12 protein-coding genes are annotated in these 15,599 nt (G+C 68.3%); 7 read left to right on the forward strand and 5 right to left on the reverse strand.

Annotated features, from left to right (window positions below; all coding sequences use genetic code 11):
• Positions 1-76: 76 nt before the first annotated feature.
• The 3 genes from FBZ87_RS11280 to FBZ87_RS11290 are packed head-to-tail and all read right to left on the reverse strand — an operon-like array spanning position 77 to position 2,411.
• Positions 77-1,435 carry a sensor histidine kinase gene (locus tag FBZ87_RS11280; RefSeq protein WP_145610398.1) on the reverse strand — a complete coding sequence of 453 codons (1,359 nt, stop codon included), beginning with the start codon at positions 1,433-1,435 and terminating at the stop codon, positions 77-79.
• Positions 1,432-2,094, reverse strand: a complete 663-nt coding sequence (locus FBZ87_RS11285; protein WP_145610399.1) for a winged helix-turn-helix domain-containing protein — start codon at positions 2,092-2,094, stop codon at positions 1,432-1,434. Before FBZ87_RS11285 ends, FBZ87_RS11280 begins: the two co-directional genes overlap by 4 nt.
• Positions 2,091-2,411, reverse strand: coding sequence for a PepSY domain-containing protein (locus FBZ87_RS11290; RefSeq protein WP_145610400.1), 321 nt, complete (start codon positions 2,409-2,411; stop codon positions 2,091-2,093). The genes FBZ87_RS11285 and FBZ87_RS11290 overlap by 4 nt, the downstream gene beginning before the upstream one ends.
• Positions 2,412-2,524: 113 nt before the next feature.
• Here FBZ87_RS11290 and FBZ87_RS11295 point away from each other — a divergent pair, with 113 nt between their 5' ends.
• Positions 2,525-2,836 carry a PepSY domain-containing protein gene (locus tag FBZ87_RS11295; protein WP_145610401.1) on the forward strand — a complete coding sequence of 104 codons (312 nt, stop codon included), beginning with the start codon at positions 2,525-2,527 and terminating at the stop codon, positions 2,834-2,836.
• Complete coding sequence (locus FBZ87_RS11300) at positions 2,836-3,435, forward strand: cytochrome b/b6 domain-containing protein (protein WP_246134347.1); 600 nt, start codon at positions 2,836-2,838, stop codon at positions 3,433-3,435. The genes FBZ87_RS11295 and FBZ87_RS11300 overlap by 1 nt, the downstream gene beginning before the upstream one ends.
• Positions 3,436-3,730: 295 nt before the next feature.
• On the opposite strand, the gene FBZ87_RS11305 is transcribed toward FBZ87_RS11300, so the two are convergent.
• Positions 3,731-4,723 carry a LacI family DNA-binding transcriptional regulator gene (locus FBZ87_RS11305; RefSeq protein WP_145610402.1) on the reverse strand — a complete coding sequence of 331 codons (993 nt, stop codon included), beginning with the start codon at positions 4,721-4,723 and terminating at the stop codon, positions 3,731-3,733.
• A gap of 163 nt (positions 4,724-4,886) precedes the next feature.
• On the opposite strand from FBZ87_RS11305, the gene ptsP reads away from it, so the two are divergent.
• From ptsP to FBZ87_RS11330, 5 genes are all read left to right on the forward strand, one after another.
• The gene (ptsP, locus tag FBZ87_RS11310; RefSeq protein WP_145610403.1) at positions 4,887-7,418 is read left to right on the forward strand and encodes a phosphoenolpyruvate--protein phosphotransferase; all 2,532 of its coding nucleotides are present in this window, start codon (positions 4,887-4,889) and stop codon (positions 7,416-7,418) included.
• Entirely contained in the window at positions 7,415-8,395 is a 981-nt protein-coding gene (pfkB, locus tag FBZ87_RS11315) for a 1-phosphofructokinase (RefSeq protein ID WP_145610404.1), read from the forward strand. Before ptsP ends, pfkB begins: the two co-directional genes overlap by 4 nt.
• Before the next feature lie 41 nt (positions 8,396-8,436).
• Positions 8,437-10,218 (forward strand): fructose-specific PTS transporter subunit EIIC, encoded by a 1,782-nt coding sequence (locus FBZ87_RS11320; protein ID WP_145610405.1) that lies wholly within the window; start codon positions 8,437-8,439, stop codon positions 10,216-10,218.
• A gap of 118 nt (positions 10,219-10,336) precedes the next feature.
• Positions 10,337-11,614, forward strand: coding sequence for a carbohydrate porin (locus tag FBZ87_RS11325; RefSeq protein ID WP_246134348.1), 1,278 nt, complete (start codon positions 10,337-10,339; stop codon positions 11,612-11,614).
• A gap of 385 nt (positions 11,615-11,999) precedes the next feature.
• The gene (locus FBZ87_RS11330; protein ID WP_186454703.1) at positions 12,000-12,893 is read left to right on the forward strand and encodes a LysR family transcriptional regulator; all 894 of its coding nucleotides are present in this window, start codon (positions 12,000-12,002) and stop codon (positions 12,891-12,893) included.
• 71 nt (positions 12,894-12,964) lie between these two features.
• Here FBZ87_RS11330 and FBZ87_RS11335 read toward each other — a convergent pair whose 3' ends face one another.
• Positions 12,965-15,328, reverse strand: a complete 2,364-nt coding sequence (locus tag FBZ87_RS11335; protein WP_145610408.1) for a TonB-dependent receptor — start codon at positions 15,326-15,328, stop codon at positions 12,965-12,967.
• Positions 15,329-15,599: the final 271 nt, after the last annotated feature.

The raw sequence follows: 15,599 nt of genomic DNA on the forward strand, positions 1-15,599 counted from the left end.
GCAGGGTAGCAGTCGCGTCCCACAGCGTCACGCCGCCACCGGCCGGTCCCGTGGGGTCAACCGGGCCATTTGGGGATTAGCGGGCCGCCTGTGGCAGATGGAGCGAGACGCTGAGCCCACCGGTCGGCGAGGTTTCCAGGCTGAGGCTTCCGCCATGGAGGCGCGCCAACTCCTCCGTTATCGTCAGCCCCAGGCCGCTACCCGGCACCGCCTCATCCAGGCGGGCACCCCGGGCCAGAACGTCCGACCGCCTGTCCGCCGGAATGCCGGGTCCATCATCCTGGACGGTGATGACAATCCCGCCGCCGGCCGCTACGGCCGTCACCCGGACCACCGCCGTGCACCATTTGGCGGCGTTGTCGATGAGGTTGCCGGCCATTTCCTGCAGGTCCACCGGGTCGGCGCGCACCCGGGCCCGCGCATCGCCGTCGATCTGGATGTCCACCCCGCGCTCGGTATGCAGGCGAGCCACGGTGCGGGCTATTTGCCGCAGTACCGGCAGGACAACCGTTCCGCCTGAGGAATGAAGCAGCGTCGGCGCGGCCCGTGCCCGGGCCAGGTGCCGTTCGATCTGACCCCGCATGCGCTCCGCCTCGGCCGCCACCACCGCCGGGTCCATGCCGCCCGGCGCGGCGGCGGCGTTGGCGATGACGGCCAGTGGGGTTTTCAGCGCATGCGCCAGATCAGCCGCCTGCGCCCGCGCCCGCTCCACCATCGTCCGGTTCTCCTCCATCAGCAGATTGAGGTCGTCCACGACGGGCTGGACCTCGCCAGGGAAGGCGCCTTCCAGACGGTTCGACCGCCCGGCGCGCAGATCGGCCAGGGCCGCTCGCATCCGCCGCAGCGGGCCCAGCCCCAGGCGCACCTGGACCGCCGCCGCCGCCAGCAGACCGGCGGCCAACAGCGCCAGCGACACGCCCAACACCCGGGAAAAGCCGGCCGTCGCGGCCTGCACGTCGCTGGCGTCGACGATCACGGCCGCGCGCACCGGTGTTGCCGCTCCCGGCAGGCGCAGGCTGCGCTCCCATGCCACAAGCGGGGCCCGGTTCGGTCCCGTCAGGCTGTGGCGATGAACCTCACCATCCTTGGGGGTATCCGCCGGCAGGTCCAGGGCCTGGTCCCAGAGCGACCGCGACCGCAGCACCCGGTCCCCAGGGCCATCGACCCGCCAATACAACCCTGACAGCGGGCGGCGGAACCGGGGGTCGCTCAGGTCCCGGGCCAGCGCCACCGCGCCGTCCGGCGTCACTTCCAGCACTGCCGCCAACTCATCCAGGTGCTGGGCCATGCGCCGGCTCAACTCGGCCTCGGCATGGGTGCGGAACAGGTCGGTCAGGATGATGCCGGTGATGACCAGCGCCGGAGCGATCCAGAGGACCGACAGCAGGAAAAGGCGCCGGGTCAGTGACGAGGTCGTCAGCGAAGAAGGTGTCACCGCACCGCCTCCAGACGGTACCCCAAGCCCCGTTCCGTCCGGATGAGGTCGCCGCCCAGCTTGCGGCGCAGCCGGCCGATGAACACCTCGATGGTGTTGCTGTCGCGGTCGAAATCCTGCGCATAGACATGCTCGGTCAACTCGGTGCGGGACACGACCTTGCCGGGATGGTGCATGAGATAGGACAGCACCTTGAACTCATGCGCCGTCAGTGCGATGGGCCGACCGTCCAACGTCACCCGGCCGGTGCGGGTGTCCAGCGCCACGGGGCCGCAGCGCAGTTCCGCCGCCGCCAGCCCGCCGGCCCGGCGGATCAGGGCGCGCACACGGGCCAGCAGTTCTTCCATCCGGAACGGCTTGGCCAGGTAGTCGTCGGCGCCGGCGTCGATGCCCGCCACCTTCTCCTGCCAGGTTCCACGGGCCGTGAGGATCAGCACCGGCACCGTGATGCCCGCCGCCCGCCATGCGCGCAGGACGGACAGGCCGTCGCGCACCGGCAATCCCAGATCCAGCACCACGGCGTCATAGGGCTCGCTCTCCCCGAGGAAGGCGGTCTCTTCGCCGTCAGGTGCCCTATCGACGGCGTAGCCGGCATCCGCCAGCGCCTCTGCAAGCTGACGGCGCAGCGCCGCATCATCCTCGGCAAGCAGTATCCTCATGGCCTGCGGTCCTTCTCCGCCCCCCGTTCCTTGACCGCGAAGAGGTCACCGGTGCGGGCGTCGTAATGCAGTTTCACGACACGCCCGCCGTCCATCAGCAGTTTGATCTCATAGACCAATCGGCCGTGCTCCTCCTCCAATTCCGCTTCCAGAAGCTGGCCGGGGAAGCGGGCCGCCGCGCGGTCCAGAATGGTGCGCAGGGGTAGCGCGCGCCCCTGTTCCACGGCGGCGCGCGCGCGGTCCTGGTCCTGATCCGCGTCCGCCAGGGCGGCGGGCACGGCCAGCAGGGGCAGCAGAAGAGCAACGATCCATCTCATCGGCACAGTTGACCGTTCCTTTCCTGAACGCAGCCTGAACGCGCCGTTCAGGTCCCGTTCAACGGAACCCCGCCAGGATGATGCCACCATCCAATCCCAATACGGAGGACACCATGATGTATGGCAAAATTGCTGCGGCGGCGCTGCTGGCGGGTTCCCTGGCCATCGGTGGCTACGCGCTGGCCGTCGAGACCGCGCCCGCCGGTCAGGCTCAGCCAGGGAAAACGGGGGACGCAAGCGCCCTGACCGTCCCGCAGTTGGTCGAGCGCCTGGCCGCCCAGGGCTATTCCGACATCACCGAAATCAAGCGGCACCGCGACAAGAATTACAAGGTCGAAGCCCGTGATCCGCAGGGCAAGCGCGTCGAACTGGCCGTCGATGCCCGCACGGGCGATATCCTGAAAACGGAAAAGGATGAGGACTGATGACCATGCCCATCACCTCCGATGGCGCCTCTACCCACAGCGTACCCAAGGGCGCCGTTTCCCCCGACGCCGCGGTTTCCACCGGCACGGTGAGAGTGTGGGATCCGGCCATCCGCATTCTGCACTGGACCATCGCCGCCTCCTTCGCCATCGCCTGGCTGTCGGCCGAGGAGATCATGCCGGTGCATGAGGCCGCCGGCTTCGTGATCCTGGTGGCGGTTGGGGTGCGGTCCCTGTGGGGCCTCGTCGGCACCCCACATGCCCGGTTCGCCGAGTTCGTACCCAGCCCAAAGGGCTTCCTCTCCTACATGGGAGCCCTGGTGAAGGGGCGGGCGGGCCGGTATGTGGGCCATAACCCGGCGGGCGGCGCCATGATCGTGGCGCTTCTGGCCAGCCTGCTCCTGACCGTGGCCACCGGCATCGTTCTGGATACGGGTGGCGGCGTTCTGGGAGAGGACGCGATGGAGGACATCCACGGCGCGGCGGCCACGGTGACCCTCATCCTGGTGGCCCTGCACATCGGCGGAGTGATCCTGTCCAGCATGCTGCACCGGGAAAACCTGGTCCGCGCCATGGTCACGGGGCGCAAGCGGGCCTGAGGCCCCACGGCCTGCGTGAAGCCCCCTGCCTTAAGTGAATCAGATGCGGTTCGGGGGCCGATCAGCACATCAACTGTCTGATTATTTTAAAATCCGCGGAGTCATGTGAATACGCCGATTTTATACTTCAGCAGGCGGGGTGGGCGCCGCTGCGTGGTATAGGGCATTCGGGGCAAAGCAGTCCTCGATTGAGGGTGCCACATTGATTTGGATGCCCGCTCCTTTTTCAGCAAGTATAACGGCTTGTATGCGATCGGGCGCAGGCGCGCGACCAGGTGCGGGCCTGCGGCCTCCATCACGTGCGCGGCAGGGCAGCCGTCGAGCCCCGGGCAACGCAACGGCCGGACAGCACCACTTTGCGCGTCGGAGCGTCGGGGGTCCTCAGGCGCTGGAACAACAGGGCCATAGCCTCGCGGCCTATGGTTTCGACCGGCTGCTCAATGACGGTCAGGCCCGGTTCAACCAATTCCGTCCAAGGTTCGTTGTCGAAGCCCGCGACGGCGATGTCGTGGGGGATGCGCAGCCCCAGGGTGCGGGCCGCCTTCACCACGCCGGTTAGGAACAGCCCATTGCTGACCAGCAGGGCCTGAGGCCGGTCGGGCTGGCGCAGCCAGGCGGCAGCGGCGTTCTCGGCGGCCTCCGCCGACGGCGGCACGAAGCGCGCCTCCCCCGTCAAGCCCCGGGCCGCCATGGCAGCCAGATAGCCGTCGCGCCGTTCGACGCCGGTGGTGCTGGTGGCACCGAACAGGCCGCCGATGCGGGTGTATCCCCGGGACACCAGATGATCGACCAGGGTGGCGCTGGCCTCACGATTGTCCAGCAACACGGTGTCAAATTGACCGCCCGGACCGGCGCGGTCGATCAGCACCATGGGAAAATCCAGGGCATCGGCCTGCAACCGGTCTAGGGTGGCGCGGGTCGGGGCGAAAATCAGCCCTGTCACCCGTTCCTCCTGCATCAGGGTCAGGTAAAGCGCCTCGCGCGCGGGGTCCTCATCGGTGTTGCACAGGATAACCCGCATGCCGGCGCGGTAGGCCGCGTCCTCCACCGCCCGGCCGACGGCGGTGAAGAAGGGGTTGCGGATGTCGGCGACGATCAAGCCGATGGTCTGGGTGCGTTGCGAGCGCAGCCGCCGCGCCGACAGGTTGGGCTTGTAACCGGTCGCGCGTACCGCCGCCTGCACCTGTTCCCGCACCTCAGCGCTGACCGGTCCCTCCCCCAGGGCGCGGGACACGGTGGAAACCGATACACCGGCAACCCGGGCGACGTCCTTGATGTTGACCGTCATGTTCGCAATCGTTTCCAGTTATTTTGCCCTAGTCTAAAGCCTTCCAGCGTGCGTTCAAAGGGAATATGGCGCATACGCCCAGACACCGCCTGGGGATTCCCTTTGACAATTTTTGTGGAAACGTTACCACTAAGCACAAGAATGAAATCGGGAGGTTCCGAGAATGCCCTTCGCCGTTGAGAGCGACCTGCTGCCCCGCGAGCTGATCCGCCTCGGCGCGCGTCCGGCTGGAAAGCGTGACGCCATTGGCGAGGCGGCACAGCTGCTGGTCGCCGCCGGGTGCGTCGACCCCGCCTACGAACAAAGCATGGTCCGGCGGGAAGAGGTGGCCAACACCTTCCTGGGCCAGGGCGTCGCCATCCCCCACGGCCTGGGGGAGGATCGCCACCTGGTCCGCCGCAACGGCCTGGCCATCCTGCAGGTACCTGACGGCGTGGAGTGGAACGCCGGGCAACGCGCGCGCCTCGTGGTCGCCATTGCCGCCCAGTCCGACGCACACATCACCATCCTGCGCCGCCTGACCCGCCTGATCCAGGACGGCGACCGGTTGGATCGTCTGTTGGTGACCACCGACGCCGGCGAGATCGCGGCCGCCCTGGGCCGCGAAACGCCCCCGGGCGAGCGGGCGGACCAAAACGCGGCCGGCGCGGCGGTGGGTGACCTCGCGCCCGGTTTCGACTGGACGGTGGATTATCCCAGCGGCCTGCACGCCCGGCCGGCCGCCCACTGGGTGGACACCGCCCGCCGCTTCGCCGCCCAGGTCCGGGTCCGCCACGGCGACCAAGCGGCGGACGCCAAGAACCTGATCGCACTGCTGCAACTGGGCCTGCGTGCCGGTGACACGGTGGTGGTGTCGGCCGCCGGCGGTGACGCCGCGGGGGCGATGGCGGCCATGCGCCAAGCCATGACCGGCCTGAGCGCCCAGGAAAAGATGGACGCGGCCCTGGCGGCCAGCCGCGCCCGCCAAGCGCCCCGCACCGGCTGGACGCCCCCGGCGCCGCTGACCGCCATCGGCGGCGTGCCGGCGGCGCCGGGACTGGCCATCGGCCCGCTGCATGTGCTGAAGGCGGCGGACCCGGTGGTGCCGGACAATCCCGCCGCCCTGGCGGAGGGGGGCAGCCTGCTGCAGGAGGCGTTGAGCCGCACGCGCCAACAACTCAAGGCGCTGGCCGACGACACCGCCCGCCGGCTGGGTGCGGCCGATGCCGGCATCTTCAAGGCCCAGGCGGAGTTGTTGAACGACACCGACCTGATCACCCTGGCCTGCCAGTTGATGGTGGACGGTCATGGCGTGGCCTGGGCCTGGAATCAGACGGTGGATCGCATGGCCAGCCGGTTGGCCGCGCTGGGCAATCCCGTCCTGGCCGCCCGCGCCGCCGATCTGCGCGATGTGGGCCGCCGGGTCCTGGGCCATATCGACCCTTCCCTGCGCGCCAACTCGCTGCTCGACCTGCCCGACACACCCTGCATCCTGGTGGCACCGGACCTGTCCCCATCGGACACTGCCGGCCTGGACCCGGCCCGCGTGGTGGGCTTGGCCACGGCGTCGGGCGGCCCCACCTCACACACCGCCATCCTGGCCCGCACATTGGGCCTGCCGGCCCTGGTGGGGGGTGGCGCCGCCCTGCTGGAACTGGCGGATGGCACCAGCGCCATCCTGGATGGCCAGTCGGGACAATTGTACCTGGAACCGGGCGGCGCCGACCTGGCATCCGCCCGGCAATGGCTGGCGGTCAAGGCGGAGGCCCGCGCCCGCGAAGCGGAGGCCCGCGCCCTGCCCGCGCGCACCCGCGACGGCCACACCGTGTCCATCGGGGCGAACATCAACCTGCCCGACCAGGCGGCCTTCGCCCTGTCGCAGGGGGCAGAGGGCGTCGGCCTGATGCGCACCGAGTTCCTGTTCCTGGAAAGGGGCGAAAGCCCCAGCGAGGACGAACAGTTCGACATCTATCGCGCCATGGCCGTGGCCCTGGGCAACCGGCCGCTGATCGTCCGCGCCCTGGATATCGGCGGCGACAAGCAGGTGGTCCATCTGAACCTGCCGCATGAAGAAAACCCCTTCCTGGGGGTGCGCGGGGCCCGGCTGCTGCTGCGCCGGCCCGACCTGCTGGAGCCGCAGTTGCGCGCCCTGTATCGCGCGGCGCGCGCGGGCGCCAGCCTGTCCATCATGTTCCCCATGATCACCACGGCGGCCGAGATCATCGCCCTGCGCACGGTCAGCGAGCGCATCCAGGCCGAGGTCGAGGCGCCGGCGGTGCCGCTGGGCATCATGATCGAGGTACCCGCCGCGGCCCTGCAGGCCGAAAGCCTGGCCCGCCATGCCGACTTCTTCTCCATCGGCACCAACGATCTGACCCAGTACACCCTGGCCATCGATCGCCAAAACCCGCAGTTGGCCGCGCAGGCGGACAGCCTGCATCCCGCCGTGCTGCGTCTGATTCAGGCCACCGTGGCGGGCGCGGCCAAGCATGACCGCTGGGTTGGCGTCTGCGGCGGCATCGCCGGCGACCCCTTCGGCGCCGCCCTGCTGACCGGCCTGGGCGTGCAGGAACTGTCGATGACCCCGCGGGAGGTGCCGGCGGTGAAGGCGCGCCTGCGCGATAGCGATTTGACGGCGCTGCGCGCGCTGGCGGCCCAGGCCTTGGCTTGCGAGGCGGCCGAGGACGTGCGGGCGCTGGAAGGAGGCATGGCATGAGCATTGATCTGCACACCGTCACCCTGAACCCGGCCATCGACGAGACCGTCACCCTGGACGACTTGCGGCCAGGCCAGGTGCACCGGGCCGTGGCCGTGCGCCACAATGCCGGGGGCAAGGGCGTGAACGTGGCCTCCTGCCTGGCCGACTGGGGCCTGCATGTGGCTGCCACCGGGCTGCTGGGCATCGACAACACCGCCCCGTTCGAGGCGCTGTTCGCCGCCAAGGGCATCCTCGACCGCTTCTTGCGCGTGCCCGGCGAAACCCGCACCAACATCAAGCTGCTGGATCGCCACGACGGCCGCACCACGGACATCAACCTGCCAGGCTTGGCGGTAGCCCCGGAAACGGTGGAGCGGATCCAGACCTATCTCGAGGAATCCGTCGGCCCCGGCACCGTGGTGGTGCTGGCCGGCAGCCTGCCTGACGGGTTGCCCCCCGACACCTATGCCAGCATGGTGGCCGGCCTGGCCCATACCGGCGCCCGCGTTGTCTTGGACAGCAGCGGGGAGCCGCTGGCGCGGGCCTTGGCCGCCGACGTCCTGCCCTATTGCGTGAAGCCCAACCGACATGAGTTGGAGGGCTGGACCGGCCGGCCCTTGGCTCCGCCTGACTTGCTGGCAGCGGCGCGGCACCTGCAAGGGCATGGCATCCCCCTGGTGGTCGTGTCCTTGGGCACCGGCGGCGCCCTGTTCGTGGACGGCGACACCGCCCTGCACGCCCAAGCCCCCGAGGTGCGGGGCAGCAGCACCGTGGGCGCTGGCGACGCGATGGTGGCCGGGCTGGCGGCCGGGCTGCATGCCGGCTTGGGATTGGAGGCGATCGCCCGCCTGGCGACCGGGTTCGCCGTGGCCAAGTTGGGCCGCGCCGGCCCCAACCTCCCCGGGGTGGAGATCGTCCAGGCCCTGGCCGACCAGGTCACGATGACACCCGCCGATGATTGGGCATCAACCACCGCGACGCATGCGCCGCACTGAAGGATGAAGGGCGGGCCGAAGACCCGGCCCGGGGAGGAACCATGTCCACACTGTTGGCTGTAATCGGCGCCGGCGAAATGACCATTCACGCCCTGCTGGCGGCGGAGGCCCTGCGCAAGGCCGCCAGCAACGGGGGCCATACCATCGCCGTGGAGGTGCGTACCGGGCAGGGCGTCCTTGGCGCCTTGGAACCGGCGCAGATTCAGGACGCGCACGCCGTCCTGCTGGTGGGATCGGGCATCCTGGACGCTGACCGCTTTGGGGCACTGCCCCATCACAGCACCAGCATCGAGGCCGTCCTGGCCGACCCCGCCGCGGCCTTGGACGCGCTGGTCCTGGCTGAACCGGAATCAGCCAAGCCGCATCGGGACAGGCGGGCCCAGGCCGCCGCACTGTCGAAAGCCGAGGGTCCACGACACATCGTGGCCATCACCTCCTGCCCGACGGGCATCGCCCACACCTTCATGGCGGCCGAGGGCCTGCAGCAGGGTGCCAAGACACTGGGGCACATCATCCGCGTGGAGACGCAAGGATCGGTCGGAGCCCGCGACGGTCTGACGGACGACGAGATCGCCGCCGCCGACATCGTCATCATCGCCGCAGACCGCCAAGTGGATCTGGGCCGCTTCGCCGGCAAGCGGGTGTTCCAGTCGGCGACCAAACCCGCGATCTCCGATGGCGCCGGCCTTATCCAGCGGGCTCTCGCCGAGGCGACGCCCTTGGCCGGGGCGGAAGACGGCGCGCCGGACGAGGGGCGGGGCGCAGGCGCTTCGCCGCCGGCCGTCGCCGGAGCGAAGGCCGGGCGCGGCGGGCGCACGGGACCCTATAAGCATCTCATGACCGGTGTTTCCTTCATGCTGCCGTTCGTGGTGGCGGGGGGCCTGTTGATCGCGCTGGCCTTCGCGCTGGGCGGCATCTACGCCTATGACGACGCCCACAAGGGCACGCTGGCCTACGCCCTGTTCCAGGTTGGGGCCAAGGGGGCGTTCGTGCTGATCGTGCCCGTGCTGGCGGGCTACATCGCCCATTCCATCGCCGACCGGCCGGGCATCGCGCCCGGCATGATCGGCGGCATGATGGCGGCCAATCTTCAGGCGGGCTTTCTGGGGGGCATCCTGGCCGGGTTCATCGCCGGCTACGGCACCGCCTTCCTGAACCGCCATATCCGCTTGCCCCGGACCCTGGAGGGCCTGAAGCCGGTGCTGATCCTGCCCTTGCTGGGCACCTTGCTGACGGGCCTGCTGATGATCTACGTCGTGGGCGGGCCGACGGCCGGCGCGCTGGCCGCCCTGACCACCTGGCTGAAGGGCATGCAGGGCAGCAGCGCCATCCTGCTGGGCGTCCTGATCGGCGGCATGATGGCCTTCGACATGGGCGGCCCTATCAATAAGGCGGCCTACGCCTTTTCCACGGGCCTGATCGCCAGCCAGGTCTACACCCCGATGGCGGCGGCCATGGTCGCCGGCATGACCCCGCCCTTGGGCCTGGCCTTGGCCGCCCAAGTGTTCGCCAACCACTTCACGGCGGAGGAGCGGGAGACGCGCGGCGCCGCGGCGGTGCTGGGCCTGGCCTTTGTGACCGAGGGGGCCATCCCCTTCGCCGCCCGCGATCCGCTGCGGGTCATCCCGGCCCTGGTGGCGGGGTCCGCCGTGGCGGGCGCCATTTCCATGGCCATCGGCGCGGAACTGCGGGTGCCCCACGGTGGCGTGTTCGTGCTGCCTATCCCCAACGCCGTCAGTCATGTCGGCGGCTATGTCGCGGCGCTGGCCATCGGCGCCGGGATCACGGCCGTCGCCCTGCGCGTCCTGAAGCGCCCGGTCTGAAGGCCGGGACCACCCAATCAACACGGCCGCCTCAAGGCCGTGCCCAGAAGAACCCAGGGAGGGATGATCCATGCGTCACATCGCACCTTCGGTGCCGACCCCATTTTTGCGCCCTGTTGTGGAAACGTTTCCAGTCGCCGTCCTGGCCATGATGCTGTCCGGTACCGCCCTGGCCGCCGAACCAGGCACGGGCGAGACCATTGACTGGCTGGCCAGCTACACGGGCGAGGCGGCAGCCAATCCCAGCGGCGGCATGCGCCAGGGGGCGGCCTATGCCGGCCAAATCCTGCTGGGCGCGGACGTGAACCTGAACAACGCCATGGACTGGGGCGGGGGCACCTTGCATGTCGCCGCGGTGAACCGCCACGGCAGCAACCTGGCGGCCCAGTATCTGGGCAGCACGACCTCGCTGCAGGAGATTTATGGCGCGCAGAACACGCGCCTGGCCCGCTTCACGGTGGAACAGTCCCTGCTGGACGGTCGTCTGGTGGTGGAGGGTGGGCGCACGGTGGCCAACATCAGCTTCCTCGGGTCAGCGCTGTGCGCCAATTTCCAGATCAACTCCGCCTGCGGCAACCCCACCTTCGTCTTCAAAACCAGCAGCTTCACCTGGTGGCCGGTATCCAGCTGGGGTGCCCACGCCACCGCCTGGCTGACGCCGACGGTCTATCTGCATGTCGGCGCCTACGAAGTGAACCCCAGCCACCAGTCCAGCACCGAGCATGGCTTCGATTGGGGCACGGCCACCGCCACAGGCGCCATCGCGCCGATGGCGCTGGGGTATCAGACGACGTTTGACAACGACCGCTTGCCCCGCAAGTACGAAGTCGGCGGCTGGTACGATGGCGCCGATTATACCGACCCGCTCCGCGACGCGAGCGGACGCGCCGCCGTGGTCAGCGGCCAGCCCAACGCCACCCTGAACGGCCGATCAGGCGTGTTCTTCCGTTTCGAACAGATGGTGCTGCGCCCCGACGACACGTCGCAGCGGGGCTTGACCTTGTTCGGCGTGGCAATGACGGGCGTGAGTGGCCGGCTGATCGAAGACCATTTCCTGGAATTGGGCTTGGTCCAACGCGGCACCTTCGCGGGGCGCGACGACGATACCATCGGCTTCGTCGTCAACCAGCAGAAGTACAGCCACGACGCCCTGGAAGCGTTGCGCCTGGCCCGCGCGGCGGCTGGCGGCCGCGGCACACCGGCGGATGACCAGATCATGATGGAGTTGAGCTATGGCGTGCAACTGGCCCGCGCCGTTCGCGTCCAGCCCAACCTGCAATATGTCATCCATCCAGACCAGTTCAGCGACCCCGCCCGCCTGCACAACGCCCCGGACGCTTTCGTCATCGGCTTACGGTTCGACCTGGACCTCGCGGCGCTGCTCCGGGGACGCTAGCGCCCCGGTGGTGAATCGGCGCCGAAAGGCAGCCCCGAGCTTCCTCGCGTTCAACAGCCTGACAAATCGGCAGAATTGTATTGGGGCAGGGTCCCGACCGGCGCTGGTCAGGAGCATGCTCTTTTGCCCCTTCCTTTAGCGGCCAGGGGCCGGCCGCGGGTGGGCTGGACCGCCGCCACCGAGGTCATACCGCCCAATGCCGCTTGACTTCCCCGGGCCAAAGCCGACATCGTCAGGGTTAATCCCTGTGGGGGCGGCGGCGACCCCGGGGGCCGGCTTGACGCCTGAATCCACAGGGAAAAATATAGAACAGGTGCACGTGTGTTTCCCAGCTGGACGCGCGGGTGCCCTGGTGAAGGCAGGTGCGGCAAGGCTGGGCGGCGACATGCGTTTGAAGGCGCTGGAGGTTTTTGTCGAGTTGGGTGAGGCGGAATCCTTCCGCCAGCTGGCCCGTGCACACGGGGTGAAGGCCAGCGCCATCAGCCGCCAGATCGAGGCGCTCGAATACTATTTCCGCACGGAGCTTTTCGACCGCAACGCTGAAGGGATCACGCTGACCGAGTCCGGTCGGCTGCTGCTGGGGTATGCGCGCACCATCTTGGCCAACGTGCGCGAGGCGCGCGCGGCAACGGACGAACTGCGGGGGCTGGAGCGCGGCAGCGTGACCATCTATGCCGCCGGGGCCCCGGCGGCCGGCATCCTGGCCCGCGTGGTGGCGGATCTGCACGTCCAGTACCCCGGCCTGCTTTTCCACATCGAGACGGCGAGCGCCAGCAACGTGTTCGACGCGGTGGAAAGCGGCAAGGCCGACCTGGGCCTGACCATGTTCTCGCCCGAGACCAGCAAGGTCGAAATCCGCCTGAGCAGCTATGTCGAGCACAAGATCATCGTAGCGCCCGGCCACCCGCTGGCCGGGGAGGAACGGGTGTCGCTGCGCCAGCTGGCCAGCGTGCCGCTGGTGCTAGCGGGGGCCAGCCATGGGTCGCGCATGCGGTTGAACCAGATGGCGCGCGAAGCCCACGTGATGCTGGAACCGGTTTTCGAGAGCAGCTCCGTCGAGGTCCACAAGGAACTGGCTTTGCGCAAGGTGGCGGCCCTGGTGCTGCCCGTGATGTGCTGCCAGCGCGAAATTGAGACGGGACAATTGATCGCGCTGCCCTTTGAGGAGCGCGACGCGATGATCACCACGGTGGACCTTTGCTGTGCCCGCGGCCGGCGCCTGTCCTTCGCCGCGCGCAAGCTGTCGGCCGCCATCGGTCACGCGCTGGAGGGCGCCTGACGCGGGCAGCCCGGAGACGAAGGACGGGGGGGTGGAAACGCCGGCCCCCGTTCTTCGTCCCCCGGCCCCGGTCAGTAGGTGACCGAGAAGCGCACGCCCCAGGTGGCGGGCTTGCCGGCCAGCGCGATGTTGTTGCCCGCGACGAAGAAGTTGCGGGTCACGTCATAACGCTTGTCGAAGATGTTCTTCCCGAAAAGCTTCAGGCTCCAGCGGTCGTCCTTGGGCGCCAGGGTCACGCTGGCATCGACCAGCGTGTAGCCGGCCACATTGTAGAGCGAACCGAAGATGGAGTTGTAGGTGCTGCGGCTTGAATAGGACATGTCCGTCGTCAGCCCGTAATCACCCAGGTTCCAGAGATAGGAAACCGACCCGTTCGAGGTGAACTTGGGCGCGAACTCGGTCTCGCCGACCCGGTTGGTCGGCACGCCGACATAGATCCCGCCCACCTTCACCGCGGTGCCGATGGTGGAGAACTCGTCGAACGAACCCTTGGCCAGGGCCAGCGATTCATTGATGCGCAGATTCTTGATCGGCTCCCAGATGAAGTCGGCCTCGCCACCGTACAGGTGGGATTTCGGCGCGTTGATGATGGAACCGACCAGGCCCGTCAGCGGGTTGACCACCGCCGACTGCACCTGCTGGTCGCGGTAATCATAATAGAAGGCCGAAATATTGAAGCGCAGGTGATATTCCGGCACCGCCAGCTTGTTGCCGATCTCATAGGCAAAGATCGTTTCCGGCTTGAAGGGCGTGGTGGAGGTCTGGGCGACGTTCGAGTTGTAGGCGGTGAAGCCGCCCGATTTGATACCCCGGCTGAACGAGACGTAGGCCATGTCGTCGTCGGTGAAGCGGTACTGGAGTTCCGCCTTGCCCGACGGTTCCAGGAAATCGGTATCGCGATAGGGCACGACGTTGCCGGGGTTGGTGACGACGCCGTTGTTGACGTAAAAGGCGCCGAAGTCGCGCAGTTCGCGCTTCTCGTATTCCAGGCGCAGGCCGCCGGTCAGGCTGAGCTTGTCGGTCAGGTCGTAGGTCACCTGGCCGAAGGCGCTGCCCGTGTTCACCGTCTGCCCGTAGGTGACGTTGCGGTCGAAGCCGTTCAGTTCGTAATAGCCGGTGGCGTAGCGATCGTGCAGGACCTGGTTGGCGTAATACAGGCCCGTCACCCAGTGCCAGTCCTGGTCCCCGGTCGAGGTGAGGCGCAACTCATTGGCGGCCACGTTGGCGCGCGTATCGAAATAGACATCGCCCGTGCTGCGGGGCGAGCCGTCGAAATTGTCGTACTCCTGCCGCGTGGCGTGATCGAAGCTGGCCAGGTCGGTCAGGGTGGCGAACTCGAAGTCCCAGTCTGCCCGCACGCTGGTGCCGACCGTGTCGATGTGGGAGAAGGGCTTGGTGGTGGGCGAGATGCCGATTTCCGAGGCGAACTGCGGCGTCGTGCCCCATCCCGTGGCGTCCCGCGCGATATCGGCAGGATAGACCGGATACTGGCTGGGATATTTGGCGTTGAGCGCTGTCAGCGGGCTGAGGAGATAGGTGCCCGCCGCGTCGGAGCGATCGCGGCTCCAGTGGAAGTTCAGGCCCACACGCAGGTTGGAACCGCTGTCGTAATCCAGCAACGCGCGCAACGCCTGCCTGTCCGCGTCGCCCAGCGCCTCGCCGGTGTCGCGGTTATGCTGCCAGGCGCCCCCTTCCTGCACCTGCCCCGCCACGCGGAAGGCGAGCTTGTTGTTCAACGGGCCGGAGACGAAGGCATCCGACGTGACGGCGTCGAAGCTGCCGTATTGGACCGCGACGCCGGCCGTCATCTCCTTGGTCGGCTTATTCATGATGTAGTTGATGGCGCCACCCGTGGTGTTGCGGCCATAGAGCGTGCCCTGGGGCCCACGCAACACCTCGACGCGCGACACGTCGAACATGGCGCCGCTGCTGGCGAAGGGGACGGGGTAGGCCACCTCGTCGATATAGATGCCCACGGCCGGCGCATTGTTGCTGGCGTAGTCGTTGAAGCCCACGCCGCGGATCTGGTAGGCGGGCTGGCCGCTGCCGAACTGGGGCGTCACCTGCAGCGACGGCGTCAGGTATTGCAGGTCATAAACGTTCTGGACGTTGCGGTCGACCAGGTCGCTGCCCGTCACGACGTCGATCGAGGTGCCCACCCGCTGGGCGTTCTCCAGACGGCGGTTGGCCGTCACCAGGATGGTCTGGACATCGATTTCCTCCAGCCCGGCCCCCTTGTCGGCGGCCTGCTCCGCCGCCGGCGCCTGGTCGGCCGCCCGGGCGGCATTGCCCGCCAGGGCCAGCAGCAGCGCCAGCGCCGTGCCGGTGCGTAGCGCCGCCCGGTTCAATCCCGCGCTTCTTCCTTTGCCGGGCACGCCGCCACCGAAGTCATCGCGCCCCGGATGGGCGCCCTTATCAAGGACAAGGCTGTTCATCTGTCATCCCCAAACATGAATGGTCATAGGGGGGCTCCCCCTCTCTCAACCCGGGCGCTCCGCTGTTTTCTGGCGGTTTATGCGCCGTACCTGCCTGTTCGCATTCATGCTGCTGCAACGCACAATCGGGCGAAAGCACTTTGAGGCGGTCACCCTGTCGCATTTTCCGGGGCACGTCCTCTGCCGGTAACCCCCTGCAATGACGGCCGATTTGCGCGACACCCTGTCCCGCAGGTGGTGCTAGGCGGCAGCGGGCGGGCACGGCATCCTT

Origin of the sequence: Nitrospirillum amazonense, assembly GCF_007828035.1 — a bacterium.
GTDB classification, from domain to species: Bacteria; Pseudomonadota; Alphaproteobacteria; order Azospirillales; family Azospirillaceae; genus Nitrospirillum; species Nitrospirillum amazonense.

Coding starts and splice junctions, on each gene's coding strand:
- pfkB (WP_145610404.1), top strand. CDS start 7,415: ATGAGCATTGATCTGCACACCGTCACCCTGAACCCGGCCATCGACGAG.
- FBZ87_RS11320 (WP_145610405.1), top strand. CDS start 8,437: ATGTCCACACTGTTGGCTGTAATCGGCGCCGGCGAAATGACCATTCAC.
- FBZ87_RS11305 (WP_145610402.1), bottom strand. CDS start 4,723: ATGACGGTCAACATCAAGGACGTCGCCCGGGTTGCCGGTGTATCGGTT.
- FBZ87_RS11330 (WP_186454703.1), top strand. CDS start 12,000: ATGCGTTTGAAGGCGCTGGAGGTTTTTGTCGAGTTGGGTGAGGCGGAA.
- FBZ87_RS11300 (WP_246134347.1), top strand. CDS start 2,836: ATGACCATGCCCATCACCTCCGATGGCGCCTCTACCCACAGCGTACCC.
- FBZ87_RS11290 (WP_145610400.1), bottom strand. CDS start 2,411: ATGAGATGGATCGTTGCTCTTCTGCTGCCCCTGCTGGCCGTGCCCGCC.
- FBZ87_RS11295 (WP_145610401.1), top strand. CDS start 2,525: ATGATGTATGGCAAAATTGCTGCGGCGGCGCTGCTGGCGGGTTCCCTG.
- ptsP (WP_145610403.1), top strand. CDS start 4,887: ATGCCCTTCGCCGTTGAGAGCGACCTGCTGCCCCGCGAGCTGATCCGC.
- FBZ87_RS11285 (WP_145610399.1), bottom strand. CDS start 2,094: ATGAGGATACTGCTTGCCGAGGATGATGCGGCGCTGCGCCGTCAGCTT.
- FBZ87_RS11335 (WP_145610408.1), bottom strand. CDS start 15,328: ATGAACAGCCTTGTCCTTGATAAGGGCGCCCATCCGGGGCGCGATGAC.